Below are 16145 nucleotides of genomic sequence, written 5' to 3' on the forward strand. Positions count from 1 at the left end.
TCAAAATAATATCAAATTAAAAATTCAGTTATGGAAAAAACATTAAAACCCATGTCGGGTTATATTACCTTAGTAATCTGTCTGGCTTTATTTGCTGCTTCGGTTTATTTCTTTATTTCCGGAGTTGATCAGAGTATTGCCTATGTGATTATTGCAATGCTTTGCTTTTTACTTTCATGCTTCTTCCTGAAAGGATTAATGATTATTCAGCCTAATCACTCAAGAGTATTAAACTTCTTTGGAAAATATGTAGGCTCGGTAAAAGAGAACGGGTTATTCTTTATCAATCCTCTGTATTCGTCACAGAAAATGTCTTTGCGTTCCGAGAATTTACAGGGACAGACCTTGAAAGTGAATGATAAAATGGGAAACCCAATTGAAATTGCAGTAGTAATCGTATGGAAAGTGGGAGATACTTATAAAGCAGCTTTTGATGTTGAACGGTATTCAGATTTTGTAAAAATGCAGAGTGAAGCAGCAGTGCGACATTTGGCCATGAGTTTTCCTTATGATAATCTGGAGGATGACCATGCACCCATTACGTTGAGAGAAGGTGGAGAAAAAATCAATTCTATTTTGGAACAGGAGCTCACAGACCGTCTTTCAAAAGCCGGAATTGTTATCCAGGAAGCAAGGATCTCCCATTTGGCCTATGCATCAGAAATAGCAGGAGCGATGCTTCAAAGACAGCAGGCTACTGCCATTGTTGCAGCGAGAACCAAAATTGTAGAAGGAGCTGTAGGAATGGTTGATCTTGCCTTGAAAAAGCTTTCCGAAGGCAATATCGTTGAACTTGATGACGAAAGAAAGGCAGCAATGGTAAGCAATTTAATGGTGGTTTTATGTGGTGAAAAAGCAGCAACCCCTATATTAAATGCAGGAACATTATATAACTAAAATATGAATAATTTCCAGGGATTGGGAAGTTGTTATCCGCCTGTAAACAATGAATCTGGAAAATAAATCTTCACGCATCTTGCGTTAAAAACAAGAAAAATGAAATCAGAAAAAGTACAAAATTCTTCCGAAAGCAAAGGTAAAAAATCCTTTGTCATAAGGATAGATGAGTCTACTTATAAACTCCTGGAAAAATGGGCAAATGATGAATTCAGAAGTGTAAACGGACAGATTGAATACTTGCTGCATCAGAACCTGGTTGATTCGGGGAGGAAGAAGAAAGAGTAGTTTACGTTTAGAATAACTATTCAATTACCTTAATTATAAAAAGAAAGCTGAGAATTTTTTCTCAGCTTTCTTTTTATATCATTGTCTGTTGTCTTACCCGAATATCGTTGAAAAATATTTGGTAATGATATTCCAGAAATTCTTTCCAAGAAAATAAATTAAAGTCGAGGTAATGATCCCCTTTACGGTAAAAAATATAATTCCCCCGACACCAAAACGCTTAATCCACTGCTTCCACTTTGAATTATCTTTTTGTTTTGAAAAATCTTCTTTTGATGTATTATTCTCCATTTCTGAATGTCAAAATTTTACCCTACAAAGATACATATGTTTATAATTAGTCCAAATAAAAAACAGCTTAAAAATTAAAGTTTTGAGGTTCGCATAATATTTTTATCTTTAGAGAGAACGAAAAGTAAGATTTTATGTCAAAAAAAGTAAAGGATTTCGGAATCGAAACAACACTCAGAAACCTTGGTATTAAAGAAGAAAATAAAGGGACTTCAGTGGGCGGAAAATATTTCGCTTCAGGAAAGACGATAGAAAGTATCTCTCCTGTAGACGGTAAATTAATCGCTAAAGTAAAGACTTCCGGAGAAAGTGATTATGACAAAGTAATTGAGACTGCTCAAAAGGCATTTCAGGAATTCAGAATGATCCCTGCTCCCAAAAGAGGAGAAATTGTAAGACAGCTGGGTCTGAAGTTGAGAGAATATAAAGATGATCTTGGAAAACTGGTTTCCTATGAAATGGGTAAATCATTGCAGGAAGGTCTTGGAGAAGTACAGGAAATGATTGATATCTGTGATTTTGCTGTGGGGCTTTCCAGACAGCTTCAGGGATACACGATGCACTCAGAAAGACCGGGACACAGAATGTACGAGCAATACCATCCGCTAGGTGTGGTTGGAATCATCACAGCATTCAACTTTCCCGTGGCTGTATGGTCATGGAATACTGCATTAGCATGGATCTGTGGTAACGTTACCATCTGGAAGCCATCAGAAAAAACACCACTGTGTGCAATTGCATGTCAGAATATCATGAATGAAGTTGTAAAGGAAAATAATCTTCCTGAAGGAGTTTCAAGTGTGTTGGTATCAGACCATGAAATCGGACAGAAGCTGGTAGATGATAAAAGAGTAGCTTTAGTATCTTTCACAGGTTCTACAAGAGTAGGAAGAATGGTTTCTTCTAAAGTAGCAGAAAGATTCGGGAAATCTATCCTTGAATTAGGAGGTAACAATGCAATTATCATTACGAAAGAAGCAGATATAGATATGTCTATCATCGGAGCGGTTTTCGGAGCCGTAGGAACAGCTGGTCAGAGATGTACTTCCACGAGAAGACTGATCATCCACGAGAGTGTGTATAATGAAGTGAAAACAAGATTGACAAAAGCTTATGGCCAGTTGAAGATCGGAAACCCGTTGGATGAGAAAAACCATGTAGGTCCTTTAATTGATACTGATGCAGTGAATCAATATGAAGAAGCTATCAAAAAGTGTAAAAAAGAAGGCGGTAAATTTGTTGTTGAAGGCGGTGTATTAACCGGGAAAGAATACGAATCAGGATGCTACGTAAAACCTTGCGTTGCCGAAGTGAAAAATTCTTATGAGATCGTGCAGCATGAAACTTTTGCCCCGATTTTATATTTGATTAAATACAAAACCCTGGAAGAAGCAATTGCTATTCAAAATGATGTTCCTCAGGGATTATCTTCTGCAATTATGACCCAAAACCTGAGAGAAGCAGAATTATTCCTTTCTTATGCAGGTTCAGACTGTGGTATTGCCAACGTTAATATTGGAACTTCAGGTGCTGAAATCGGAGGTGCTTTCGGTGGAGAAAAAGAAACCGGAGGAGGAAGAGAATCAGGATCTGATGCTTGGAAGTACTATATGAGAAGACAAACCAATACTATAAATTATACCGCGCAACTTCCTTTAGCACAAGGTATTAAATTTGATTTATAAAAGCTTTACTTAAAGCGCAAAAAACAAAAACAAAAATTAATAACCTGAATGATTAAGAGCTCATTCCTGTGAGTTTTTAATCATTCACTTATTAAATCACACATCAATTTTATTATGGAACAAATATTAGATATAAAAGCAAATAAAGTAAAAGAAACAGTAGGAAAGCACGTTTTGGCAGATGGGTTTGACTTCGTGATGGACATTGAAAAATCTCACGGATCATGGCTTTACGATAAACTTACAGACAGGGAATATCTGGATATGTTCTCTATGTTTGCCTCAGCTTCTGTTGGATACAATCACCCGTATCTTGTAGAAAGATCAGAATGGTTAGGCAGAATGGCTGTCAACAAACCAACTTTAGCAGATGTTTACTCAGAAGAATATGCTCATTTCTTAGAAGTGTTTGAAAGAGTAGTTATTCCTGAAGAATTACAATATGCTTTCTTTATCGAAGGCGGAACTTTAGGGGTTGAAAATGCTTTAAAGGCCTGTTTCGACTGGAAGACCCGTAAAAACTTTGCAAAAGGACTTCAGACTGAAGCCGGAATCTGTATCCATTTCAGACAGGCTTTCCACGGAAGAAGCGGTTATACGTTAAGCTTAACCAACACTTCAGATCCCAGAAAATACCAATATTTTCCTTTATTTGACTGGCCAAGAATCTTAAATCCGAAATTATCATTCCCGATTACGGAAGAAAATCTGGAAGAAACCATCAAAAATGAAAAGCTTGCTTTATTACAGATTGAAGAAGCTATTTTGATGAATCCGGATAAAGTGGCTTGTATCATTATAGAACCAATCCAGGCAGAAGGAGGTGATAACCATTTCAGAGATGAATTCTTATTAGGGTTAAGACAGCTTTGTGATCAAAATGAAATCTTACTTATCTTTGATGAAGTTCAGACCGGTATTGCCATTACGGGAAAAATGTGGGCTTTTCAGCACTTTACTGCAAAACCGGATATCATTTCTTTCGGTAAAAAAGCACAGGTTTGCGGAGTTTTGGCCAATAAAGAGAAATTTGATGAAGTTCCTGATAATGTATTCAGAGAAAGCTCAAGAATCAACTCTACTTTCGGAGGAAACTTTATCGATATGCTTCGTTTCCAATTGGTAATGGAGGTTATTGAAAAAGAAAATCTTGTTGAAAATGCCAGAGTGGTAGGAGACTTTTTGCTGGATAGCCTGAAAGCTCTTGCTGAGAAATATCCTGAGAAAATTTCCAATGCAAGAGGAAGAGGATTGATGTGCGCCATTGATCTTCCATCAGCGGGAGACAGAAATAAAATGATGAATGAACTCTTCAATGACGGACTGATCATTCTTCCATGTGGAGACCAGTCTTTACGTTTCAGACCTCACCTTAATGTTACCAAAGAAGAAATTCAGCTGGCGTTAGATAAAATAGAAAACAATATTAACAAAATTTAAAACCAGGATTTGTAATTTTCAAAAAATCATTGTATATTTAGATACTCAAACAATATAGAATATGGAAAGAAGTACGAGAGTATCGGTTTTTGAAAGTGATAACCCTTCAGAAATTCAGTTGGTTAAGTCTAAATTGGATGATGGACAAATTACAAACACGGTTGAAAATAATTATCTTACATTTACCACAACTCCCACGGCTACGTCGTTAAAAGTAATGGTAGATCTGGAAGATGAAAAAAGAGCATTTGAAATTGTAGATGCTTACCTTCAACAAAGTGAAAATCAATAAAACAATTTCATAATTTTAAATTTTACTACTTCGAACCGAAAATTAATTTTAATTAGTTTTCGGTTTTTTAATTAGCAACTCATTATTAAAATAAACAAGAATACTAAAGGATGTAAGTGTCAGGCTTCTGAAAAACAGGCTTTATTAGTATACATTATTTATAGTCATCTGGTTTTGCCATCCTCCGGAAAGATAGGAGTAAATAATACGACAGAACTTCTGATTGCCCTAATCCTTTAATCAAAATCAAAGAACAATGAATCCAGAAATTACACTGAGAAAAGCGGAAATTGAAGAAAGAGAAATTATTTGGGGAATCATCCAGCAGTCTATAGAAAGAAGAAGGCTGGATGGCAGTACACAATGGCAAAACGGATATCCTAATCTGGGAACGGTAGAAAGCGATATTGCAAAAGGTTTTGGATATGTTCTTACAGTAGATGGAGAAATTGCTGTTTTCGCTGCTTTGATTTTAAATGATGAGCCTGCTTACAGTACCATTGAAGGGGCATGGCTGAGTGATGGAGAGTTTGTAGTCGTACACAGAATTGCAGTAGATGAAAAATTTGCAGGCCAGGGAATGGTGAAAAAGCTTTTCGACCATATCGAAGATTTTACAAGATCTCATGGAATTCAGAGTGTAAAAGTAGACACGAATTACGATAATATTGCCATGCTGAAAATTCTGGAAAGTAAAGGATATTCCTATTGTGGAGAGGTTCTTTTGAAAGACGGAATGAGAAAAGCTTTTGAGAAGATTATAATTTAAGCCAAAAGTTAAATCCACTTTCATTGAATTTTTAAAAGAAACTGTATTTATAATCTCTATCATCTTTGTTCGTTTAGTTCTGAACTAATTTCTACTTTTGTTTACATTTTTATAATATGCACAAAAGTATAGAAATTGATGAAAGAATATTTCAGGATGCCGTAAAGTTTTATGGCTTTCTTTTCAACATACCCCCATTAGCCTCAAAAATCTATTCCTACCTTCTTTTCGATTGTGAGAAAGTAGGAATTACTTTTGACGAGTTTGTTGAAGTGCTTTCTGCGAGTAAAAGCTCCGTGTCCACAAGTATTTCATTGCTTCTCAATATGCAGCTTATCGTAGACCACAACAAAATGGATGAGAGGAAAAGGTATTTTTTCACCAATGATGAATATAAGAAAATCCGATTCGAACAAGTTGTCCAAAAGATGAAGGACGAATTGAGGTTATTAGATGATTTAAACAATTTTAAAAAAAATAAAGACAATGACTACAACAAAAGAATAGAAGCTTACAAAGCGCTACTAAATAAAAATATAGAAAATATTCAGGAATCTCTTAATAAACTTTAAAATGAATAATAAGCTAGTTATACTTTCCATTGCAGCGTTTTCACTAACCGCCTGCAAAAAAGAAGCTCCTAAACAGGATGGTGCCAAGCCCTATCCTGTTATTTCTGTGGAGGCAAAAAATATAGTGGGTTATCAGACGTTTCCGGCTACCATTCAGGGTAGGGTAAACAATGATGTACGTGCAAAAATACAGGGTTATATCACCCAGCTATTGGTAGATGAAGGACAATATGTTACTAAAGGACAGCCTTTATTTCGTCTGGAAACCAATATCCTTACTGAAAATGCAGCAGCATCCAAAGCAGGAATTGGTGCCGCAGAATCTACTATTGCCGCAGCTCAGGCTTCAGTAAATGCGGCTCAGCTTGAAGTCAACAAGCTAAAGCCTCTGGTTCAGAAAAATATCATCAGTAACATCCAGCTACAGACGGCTCAGGCCAATCTGGCCCAGGCTCAGGCACAACTGCAGCAGGCCAATGCGGCAAAAAGACAGGCTGTGGCTAATTACAAAGGAGTAGAGGCCAACATCGATTATTCTATCATCCGTGCACCTATTTCAGGGGTTATCGGTAAACTTCCACTGAAAGTAGGTAGTTTGGTAGGACCTTCTGACCAGATTCCCCTGACCACTATTTCTGATACATCACAGATTTTTGCCTACTTTTCAATGAATGAGAAAGCGTACTTTGATTTCCTTGAAAAATCTCCGGGTGCATCAATGCCTGAGAAAATAAAAAACCTTCCGATGGTTGAGCTTCAGCTAGCCAATGGCAGTCTTTATCCTGAAAAAGGAAAAATTGAAGCCATTACCGGTCAGATTGATCCTACAACAGGAACTATTCAATTCAGGGTAGCTTTTTCTAATGCCCAAAAGCTTTTAAGTAATGGTAACAGTGGAACCATTAGGTTCCCACAACGTTATGATAACGTATTGGTGGTTCCTGAAAGTGCTACCTATGAACAGCAAGGTATTGTTTACGTATATAAAGTAGAAAAAGATACCGCTAAAAATGTTGTGATTAATGTTATTGACAGAATCGACAATATGGCTCTTATAAAATCGGGGGTAAATAAAGGGGAAACTGTTGTAGCAGCAGGAATCGGAGGTCTGAAACCGGGAACTGCCGTGAAGCCGAAACCAATCAAAATGGATAGTCTTGTTCAATCAATAAAACCGAAATTCTAATGATAAAAAACTTTATTAACAGACCGGTTTTATCTACCGTAATCTCAATTTTGATTGTGATTCTCGGTATTTTAGGGCTTGTCTCGTTACCGGTTACACAGTATCCGGATATTGCGCCGCCTACAGTGAGTGTTTCCGCCAACTATACCGGAGCCAATGCTGAGACGGTAATGAAAAGTGTAGTGGTACCTCTGGAAGAACAGATCAATGGGGTGGAAGGTATGGATTATATCACTTCCAGTGCTGGAAACGACGGTTCTGCCCAGATCCAGGTTTTCTTCAAACAAGGAATAGACCCGGATATTGCCGCAGTAAACGTACAGAATCGTGTGGCCAGAGCGACGCCTTTATTACCTTCTGAAGTGACACGTTCAGGGGTTGTAACGCAAAAGCAGCAAACCAGTGCACTGATGTATATGTCTTTCTATTCCGAAAATAAGGATCTGGATGACGTATACCTTCAGAACTTCATGAATATCAACATTATTCCCAACTTAAAAAGGGTTAATGGTGTAGGAGATGCCAACGTTTTCGGGGGTAAAAACTACTCGATGAGAATCTGGTTGGATCCGGCAAAAATGGCTGCCTACAGTGTAACACCTACAGATGTTACCAATGCTATCAATGAGCAGAGTAGAGAAGCGGCAGCGGGTTCCATTGGCCAGAACAGCGGCAGCTCTTTTGAATATATCATTAAGTATGTAGGTAAATTCAACGATAAAGAACAGTATGATAATATCATCATAAAATCTCTTGCAAACGGACAAAACCTGATGCTAAAAGATGTTGCTAAAGTAGAGCTGGCAGGCCAGTCTTACACAGGAATCGGGGAGAATGGGAATTCACCTTCCATCAGTATGGGGATCTTCCAGACGCCAGGTTCCAATGCCCAGGAAATTATTAAAAATATCAAAACATATCTGAAGTCAGCAGAAAGTACTTTCCCAAAGGGAATTAAATATACCTTCAACTTTGATACCAATGAATTTCTTGAGGCTTCTATTGAAAAGGTAGTACATACCCTGATTGAAGCTTTCATCCTGGTATTTATTGTAGTATATATTTTCCTTCAGGATTTCAGATCTACGCTGATTCCGGCCATCGCGGTTCCGGTATCTATTGTAGGGGCATTTTTCTTCCTGAATCTATTTGGATATTCATTAAACCTGTTAACATTATTCGCCTTAGTTCTCGCGATTGGTATTGTCGTCGATGATGCCATTGTGGTCGTTGAAGCCGTACATGCGAAGATGGAACATGGTATTTCTGATGCGAAAAAGGCGACGGTAGAAGCGATGGATGAGATTACAGGGGCTATTATTTCTATTACTTTGGTAATGGCTGCGGTATTTATTCCGGTAACGTTTATTACGGGTCCTACAGGAGTATTCTATCAACAGTTTGGTATTACGCTTATTATAGCGATTATCATTTCTGCTGTTAATGCATTAACGTTAAGCCCGGTTTTATGTTCATTATTCTTAAAACCTCACGAAGAGCATCATAAGGAGTATAAGAACTTAAATCTGTTACAGAAGTTTTTCTATAAATTCAATATTGCTTTTAAAACAACTACTGAACGTTACGGAAGAGGATTTGTGTTTCTATTAAGACATAAATGGGTAACCCTGATTATTTTTGCCGTTACAGGAGGTATCTTATTCTGGGCAAGCAGCAGTATGAAGAAAGGGTTTGTACCTACAGAAGACAGAGGGATTATCTTTACAGATGTCCAGCTTCCTCCGGGAGCTTCTATGGAAAGAACTTACAACACCCTGAAAACACTTCAGGCCAAAGCATTGAAAGTTCCGGGAGTACAGAATGTAACAATTTCTACAGGGCGAGGATTCTTATCCGGAAACGGAAGTAACAATGGTCTTGCCTTTGTTAAGCTAAAACCATTCGAAGAAAGAAAAAAAGACGGACAGACTTCTGAAGATATTACCAAAAAACTATTTGGAATTGTAGGATCTGTTCCTGATGCCAAAGTTGTATTCTTTCAGCCGCCAAGTGTACCGGGATTTGGTAACAGTGCAGGTTTTGAAATGGTATTGCTGGACAAATCAGGTGGAGAATATGCTGATCTGGATGATAAAACCAATGAATTTATCGGAAAACTGATGCAGAGACCGGAAATTCAATTTGCTCAGACTTCATTCAATACAAAATATCCTCAGTATCAAATGGATATCAATGTTCCGTTAGCAAAACAACTTGGGGTTTCCGTAAGTGATATCCTTGCTACCATGCAAGGATATATAGGGGGAGTCTATACTGCTGACTTTACCAAATACGGAAAACAGTTCAGAGTAATGGTGCAGGCCCTTCCGGATAATAGAAAAAGTATTGATAACCTGAACGAGCTGTATGTAAAAACAGGTTCAGGAGTAATGTCTCCGATCTCCCAGTTTGTAACTCTTACTAAAGCATACGGGCCACAATCTGTAAGCCGTTATAACCTGTTTACCTCAGTGAAGGTAACGGGAGCAAACTCTGAAGGATACAGTTCCGGGGATGCCATTACCGCTGTACAGCAGGTGGCCAATGAAACCCTGAATCAAAACTATGCAGTAGAATTTACTGGATTGACCAGAGAAGAATTGAATTCAGGATCTCAGACGCTTCTTATTTTTGGGCTTAGCTTGATTTTCGTTTACTTTATCCTTTCTGCACAGTATGAAAGCTATATCCTTCCTCTGATCGTTATTATTTCTCTTCCTCTTGGGGTGATGGGAGCTTACTTCGGACAGAAGATTATGGGCTTGGAAAATAATATTTATTTCCAGATTGCCCTGATCATGCTTGTTGGTTTATTAGCTAAGAATGCGATCCTTATTGTGGAATTTGCTGTTCAGAGAAGGCATCATGGTGAAACGATTGTAATGTCAGCCATCAATGCAGCTAAAGCCAGAGTAAGACCCATTCTAATGACATCTTTCGCATTTATCTTCGGTTTATTGCCGTTAGTTTTAGCAAGTGGAATTGGAGCAGTGGGTAACAGATCAATTGCAACAGGAGCCGCTATTGGACTATTGATAGGAACAATTTTAGGATTATTTGTAATTCCTGTTCTGTATGTGATCTTTGAAACACTGCAGGAAAAAATTAAACCTCTCAAAAAAGAAGATATCAATTTAGCAGAATAAAAAATAATGATTTGGAAAAGAGAAGTTAGACACTGGCTATCCGGTTAAAAACTAACTTCTCATTTCTGGATTCTAACTTCTAATTTTAAATAATGAAGAGTTTATTAAACATCATAAAAGGAATCACTTTTTCAGTTTTCATACTGGGAGCCATTACATCCTGTATGGCCAGAAAAGAGTATGAAAGGCCGAAAAACGTTGTAGACGAAAAGCTTTTCCGTACAGATATGCTTCCTACTGACAGTACCAATATTGCAGATATTTCATGGAAAGAAATCTTTACAGACCCTGTACTTCAAGGCCATATTTCAAAAGCTTTAGAAAATAACCTGGATATCAGAATTGCTTTACAAAGCATCAGTTCTGCGGAAGCTTATCTGAAACAAAGTAAAGCAGCTTATCAGCCTACCGTTTCTATTGGCCCTAACTATACTTTCCAGACTCAGTCTATCAACACTCAGTTTGGACAGATCATTGGAAACCGAAGCTATGTGAATCAGTTTGATATTACAGCAAGTATTGGCTGGGAAGCGGATATATGGGGTAAGTTGAAAGCGCAGGAAAAAGCACAGCTGGCCACCTATTTAGGCACAGTTGCTGCACATAAAGCGGTAAAAAGCAGCCTTGTTGCTTCTATTGCTTCTGCCTACTACCAGCTGTTGACTTTCGATGCTCAGAAAAAGATCATTACGGAAACCATTGCAGTACGTGAGAAGAATTTAGAAACAACAAAAGCTTTGAAAATTTCAGGAACCGTTACAGAAGTGGCGGTACAGCAAAGTGAAGCCCTTGTTTTTAATGCAAGATCTCTATTGATTGATATTGATACACAGATACAGTCACTTGAAAATACAATGAGTCTTCTGATGGGGGAACCTTCCCACACTATTGAAAGGTCTACGCTGGAAAACCAGAATCTGCCTATTGACTTAAAATTAGGATATCCTACTCAGCTACTGGCTAACCGTCCGGATGTCATGAGAGCAGAATATAGCCTGATGAATGCTTTTGAATTAACCAATTCAGCTAAAGCCCAGTTTTATCCTACTTTAAAAATCACCGGAAGCGGAGGACTTCAGTCTGTAGATATCGACCACTTATTCAGTGTCAACTCATTGTTTGCCAATGTAGTGACAGGGTTGGCTCAGCCTATTTTAAATAAGAGACAGATCAAGACGAACTATGATGTGAGCCTTGCCAATCAGGAAACAGCTTATTTAAATTTTAGGAAAACAGTGCTTACCGCTGGAAAAGAAGTATCCGATGCCATCAGAGTATATTCTGTACAGGATTCTTTTATTGAATTGAAACAAAAAGAATTGGATGCCTACAAAAAATCAGTTGACTATTCCCAGGAATTGGTAAACTACGGTATGGCCAACTATCTCGAAGTTTTAAATGCAAGTGTGAATTCATTAAATGCGGAGCTTAATATCTCCAATGCACGATACAATAAAATGAAAGCCGGTGTAGAGCTTTATCAGGCTTTAGGCGGAGGCTGGAAATAAAAGATATTTTACGCTTACCTATATAAACGTATGTCATCACTGGCATACGTTTTTTTGTTCCTTTTTTTTAAGAACTGTTAAAATCATTATAAAAATAAAATTATGTTTGTATATACGTAGTAAACTACGTAGTTTCGTTTTTGTGAATATCACACAATATTAAAATGATTGTTTAAATAAAAGAATACGATGAAACCACTGATAAAGCCTATAGGCAATTCATACTCAGATCAGGCTATAGACCTCATTCTTACGATTCAGCAAAAAGAGTTTAACGTTCCGCTGACAATCCATGACCAGCCGGACCTTTTTGAGATTGAAAGCTTTTATACCGAAGCTGGAGGAAACTTTTGGGGAGCTTTTATAGATGGGGAACTGGTGGGAACCATTGCTTTGGTCAAATTTGATGAAAGGGCAGGAGCGATCCGGAAAATGTTTGTAAAAAAAGAATTCCGGGGAAAAGAACTGAATATTGCACAGGAATTATTGGAAGTTTTACTCTCTTTCTGTCATGAAAATGGAATAGATGATTTATATTTGGGAACCATCACGGTATTGAAGGCTGCCCAGCGGTTCTATGAACGGAATGATTTTGAAAAGATTGAGAAAGAAGAACTTCCGGCTCAATTTCCATTGATGGGTTCCGATGATGTTTTTTATCATTTAAATAGGACTCTATGAACGTTATCAACGAAGCAGGGATTCTTGCTATTTCAACCCGGTTACACCGCCTGAGCGAACAGTTAAGAAAAGATGGAGCTATGATCTACAAAGCATTTGGGATAGATTTTGAACTCAAATGGTTTCCGGTCATCTTTACCATATACAAAAAAGAAACTGCAAGTGTGGTGGAAATTGCGAATGAAATTGGGTATACCCATCCTTCTACCATAACGCTGCTCAAAGAACTTGAAAAGCTTAAACTCTTAGCATGGAAAAAAGATAAGAGTGATGAACGTAAAAGGTTATTTCTGTTGACTCCCAAAGGTACTGAGCTGGTTGAAAAAATGAAACCGGTATGGGAACTGGTGGCTACTGTATTGAGTGAAATTGCAGATAATGAAAATAATCTCCTGAAAGCGATTGATGAAGCTGAAAAAAAAATTGCCAATCAGTCTTTTTATCAACGGGCAATGCAGCTTAAGAATTCAAAGTAAATATCTGTTATTGGATAGAAAAAAGATGTAGTAAATAATTAAATAATTATAATGATTAGGAAAGCTGTTCATGGTGATGTACTTCAGGCTGCTCAGGCGCTTGAAGAAGTAAAAGCACATATGCTGATCACGGTATTGATCAATGGGATCAGGAATATCAAGTAAAATGATTCGGTATGCCGAAGAATTTGCCAGGCGAAATCAATATCCATCGATTCGGTTTGATGCTTTTTCCATGAATGATACTGCGAATGCTGTTTATACTAAAAAAGTATACGACCTTGTAGGAACAGTTCGCTTCCGAAAAGGAATATTTAACTGCTATGAAAAAGTTTTGAAATAAAAACAAATCATAGTATTTGTAAATTAACGTCCATGTTACTGATTATCTGATCATAACATGGATGTTTTATTTAGCAGTGACACGAAAAGCTCCGGTAGAAAGGTTTTTTAAAATTCATTGTCGTAGTTCTACTACAATTTTTGAAATAATAGATAGTTCATTTTGACGTGAATATTTAAGGTTATATATTGCATTACCAAAATCACCGAAAAAACTTATGAAAAAATACAATAATCAATCCTGTAAAAAGTACTGTCTGGTACTTAAAGTGGAATTGCATTTCTGAAAATTCCGACTGCAACTATCTCAGATCAATCATAAAAAAGCTTGTTCAAGAGGCCGTTGCAAGCTGCCGATTGGTTCTTTAAGTTAAAGGGTCTCACCTGTAAAGGTTGAATATCTAATTAAGTCATACACCAAAAAAAAATTGACGTCATGTTTCAGGAACAGAATAATCTTCCCAAACCGGAAATAGATTCAGACAAGACAGGTTTTGTAAACAAAATCCAGGAAAATAAAAAAATCAAAGAAGTAAAGAAAGTTACTTCAAAAGTGAATAATGCAGTGAATACAGGAAAACAATTCCTGAATCAGCCTTTGCTGCCGAATGAACCTTCCATTACTAAAGGAAAATTATGGGCAAAGCAGCCTACATCAAGAATATTTAATGCAGACAGTATTCCGGAAAGCGCCATTGCAGGCATTAACCGCGTAGTAAAACTTGATATTCATGTGGAAGGCAAGCCGATAAAATATTTCAAACACTTTAAACTCACCCAAAGCACTACCAAACATCATGAGTTTGAACTCATTCTGGCGCATGATACCTTAGGAAGTGCAGAAAATCATAATCTTGAAGAAGTACAGAATTTTCTTGGAAAAAGGATTACAGTAGTATTCAAGTATAAAGATGTGGAAGGTGGTGCAGAACGAAATTTTGTCGGAGTCATCACAGAAGTCGGATTCAGCCAGGAAAAAGGAAGTCTTGGGAACCTTGTTTTATCAGGGTTCAGTCCAACAATCTTGTTAGATGCAGCCCCTCATATTCAAAGTTTTGGAGGAGCACAGCCTATGAGTTTGAACAGCATCGCTAATGAAGTTATTAAAGAAGGATTGGGGCAGGGAAAATATGATTTCAGGGTAGACGCCCGTCAGGGAAATGTCTCTTACAGTTGTCAATACGAAGAAACCCATTATAATTATCTGGCGAGAATAGCAGAAGCTTATGGGGAGCAATTCTTTTATGACGGGGAAGTGCTGCATTTCGGACAGCTGCCTCCACAGGAAAAACCTGTGATGCTGACTTATGGCAGTAATCTCACTGACGTTAAAATTAAAATGAAAGCTCAGCATGTGAATCCATCATTTTATGGATACAACAGCAGCAAAAATGAAAAATTCAAAGGTGGAAGTTCAAAAATTAACCATACCTCAGAGATCGCCAAGCGTGCCTATGAAATTTCAGAAAAGACTTTTCAGACGCCGTCTTTACGTGTTGCACCTATCAAGGCTGTTTCCTTTATGGATATTGATGCCTCACAGAAAGGTGCTGCGGGAAGTAAGGCTTCAGAAGTTTTTGTTACTTCAGGGAATACAACCGTACCATTCCTTTATCCAGGCTGTATTGCAGATATAGAAATGCGTAAGTCAGATACTAACGATACCGGATATTTTACCAAGCTTATGCTGATAGAGGTAACTCATGAAGTAGATGCCCGTGGATATTATGATGGATCTTTTCAGGCAATAGCTGCTGATACCGGATTTATTCCAAGACCGGAATTTACAGTTCCGGTGGCAGAACCCCAGTTTGGAAAAGTAATTTCCAACACCGATCCTGAAAATCAGGGCCGTGTACAGGTTCAGCTTGATTGGCAGAGTGGACAGGATACCACTGAATTTATCCGTGTAATGACACCAGATGCCGGAAGCAGTGAAAAAGTAGGTAAGAACCGCGGATTTATGTCTATTCCCGAAGTTGGGGATCAGGTGATTGTTAACTTTGTACATCTTCATCCGGACCGCCCTTTTGTCATGGGGGGAATGTTCCATGGCGGAATAGGAGCTGGTGGCGGTACCGGAAATAATATCATGAGTTTCAGTGGCCGAAGCGGTGCAGAATTGAAATATGATAATGGTGCCGGATCCATGAATCTTAAAGATCAGGGTGGTGCCAATATGAATTTTGACGGAACCGGAAATGCAACCACCAACGCCAATAGCAATCATACCGTAAATGCAGGAAGTACCAATGTAATCAACGTTGGGGGTAAGAAAGATGCTCCACCACAATCCTTATTAAAAATGGATGCTGGAGGAAATATTACTCTTGACGGAAAAACAAGTATCACTCTGAAGGTAGGAGATAATTCTATTACCATATCTGAAGCAGGAATTACGGCATCAGCAGGAAAAGGAATCATTGATATTACTGCACTTACCGGTGCACTCGGACTTTCAAGTAAAGGAGGAGCGATGAATATTAGCACAGATTCTCCACTTACAATTACCGGAGGGCCAAGCGCTGTGATGTCTTCCGGAGATACCAATATTATGTAATTCTAAAACAGA

General features: G+C 37.9%; 15 protein-coding genes. 14 read left to right on the forward strand and 1 reads right to left on the reverse strand.

The window, feature by feature from the left end; genetic code table 11:
• Window positions 1-30 precede the first annotated feature (30 nt).
• Window positions 31-897 (forward strand): SPFH domain-containing protein, encoded by an 867-nt coding sequence (locus tag MP477_RS20305; protein ID WP_230036687.1) that lies wholly within the window; start codon window positions 31-33, stop codon window positions 895-897.
• Between the two features lie 99 nt (window positions 898-996).
• Complete coding sequence (locus MP477_RS20310) at window positions 997-1185, forward strand: Arc family DNA binding domain-containing protein (RefSeq protein ID WP_230036685.1); 189 nt, start codon at window positions 997-999, stop codon at window positions 1183-1185.
• Between the two features lie 93 nt (window positions 1186-1278).
• Here MP477_RS20310 and MP477_RS20315 read toward each other — a convergent pair whose 3' ends face one another.
• Entirely contained in the window at window positions 1279-1476 is a 198-nt protein-coding gene (locus tag MP477_RS20315) for a hypothetical protein (RefSeq protein ID WP_230036683.1), read from the reverse strand.
• 134 nt (window positions 1477-1610) lie between these two features.
• Here MP477_RS20315 and MP477_RS20320 point away from each other — a divergent pair, with 134 nt between their 5' ends.
• The 12 genes from MP477_RS20320 to MP477_RS20375 all read left to right on the forward strand — a co-directional run bounded on the left by MP477_RS20320 (window position 1611) and on the right by MP477_RS20375 (window position 16133).
• A complete protein-coding gene (locus MP477_RS20320; protein WP_230036681.1) occupies window positions 1611-3161 on the forward strand; it encodes an aldehyde dehydrogenase family protein in 1551 nt (516 codons plus the stop codon).
• Between the two features lie 114 nt (window positions 3162-3275).
• Entirely contained in the window at window positions 3276-4601 is a 1326-nt protein-coding gene (gene lat, locus MP477_RS20325) for an L-lysine 6-transaminase (protein ID WP_257191836.1), read from the forward strand.
• Between the two features lie 61 nt (window positions 4602-4662).
• On the forward strand, window positions 4663-4893 hold the full coding sequence (locus MP477_RS20330) for a DUF2007 domain-containing protein (protein ID WP_230036677.1): 231 nt from the start codon (window positions 4663-4665) through the stop codon (window positions 4891-4893).
• Window positions 4894-5149: 256 nt separating this feature from the next.
• Window positions 5150-5662 carry a GNAT family N-acetyltransferase gene (locus MP477_RS20335; RefSeq protein ID WP_257191837.1) on the forward strand — a complete coding sequence of 171 codons (513 nt, stop codon included), beginning with the start codon at window positions 5150-5152 and terminating at the stop codon, window positions 5660-5662.
• A 116-nt stretch (window positions 5663-5778) separates the two neighbouring features.
• Complete coding sequence (locus tag MP477_RS20340; protein ID WP_257191838.1) at window positions 5779-6234, forward strand: transcriptional regulator; 456 nt, start codon at window positions 5779-5781, stop codon at window positions 6232-6234.
• A 1-nt stretch (window position 6235) separates the two neighbouring features.
• Window positions 6236-7420, forward strand: a complete 1185-nt coding sequence (locus MP477_RS20345) for an efflux RND transporter periplasmic adaptor subunit (RefSeq protein WP_257191839.1) — start codon at window positions 6236-6238, stop codon at window positions 7418-7420.
• Window positions 7420-10566, forward strand: a complete 3147-nt coding sequence (locus MP477_RS20350; protein WP_230036670.1) for an efflux RND transporter permease subunit — start codon at window positions 7420-7422, stop codon at window positions 10564-10566. The genes MP477_RS20345 and MP477_RS20350 overlap by 1 nt, the downstream gene beginning before the upstream one ends.
• 92 nt (window positions 10567-10658) lie before the next feature.
• Window positions 10659-12074: a TolC family protein gene (locus MP477_RS20355; RefSeq protein ID WP_257191840.1), complete on the forward strand. Its 1416-nt coding sequence runs from the start codon at window positions 10659-10661 to the stop codon at window positions 12072-12074.
• 189 nt (window positions 12075-12263) lie between these two features.
• A complete protein-coding gene (locus MP477_RS20360; protein WP_257191841.1) occupies window positions 12264-12755 on the forward strand; it encodes a GNAT family N-acetyltransferase in 492 nt (163 codons plus the stop codon).
• Window positions 12752-13231 (forward strand): MarR family winged helix-turn-helix transcriptional regulator, encoded by a 480-nt coding sequence (locus MP477_RS20365; RefSeq protein ID WP_257191842.1) that lies wholly within the window; start codon window positions 12752-12754, stop codon window positions 13229-13231. Before MP477_RS20360 ends, MP477_RS20365 begins: the two co-directional genes overlap by 4 nt.
• A gap of 166 nt (window positions 13232-13397) precedes the next feature.
• Complete coding sequence (locus MP477_RS20370; RefSeq protein ID WP_257191843.1) at window positions 13398-13574, forward strand: hypothetical protein; 177 nt, start codon at window positions 13398-13400, stop codon at window positions 13572-13574.
• A 435-nt stretch (window positions 13575-14009) separates the two neighbouring features.
• Window positions 14010-16133 (forward strand): type VI secretion system Vgr family protein, encoded by a 2124-nt coding sequence (locus MP477_RS20375; RefSeq protein ID WP_257191844.1) that lies wholly within the window; start codon window positions 14010-14012, stop codon window positions 16131-16133.
• Window positions 16134-16145 lie beyond the last annotated feature (12 nt).

This window comes from Chryseobacterium sp. WG23, assembly GCF_024586575.1.
Lineage (GTDB): Bacteria > Bacteroidota > Bacteroidia > Flavobacteriales > Weeksellaceae > Chryseobacterium.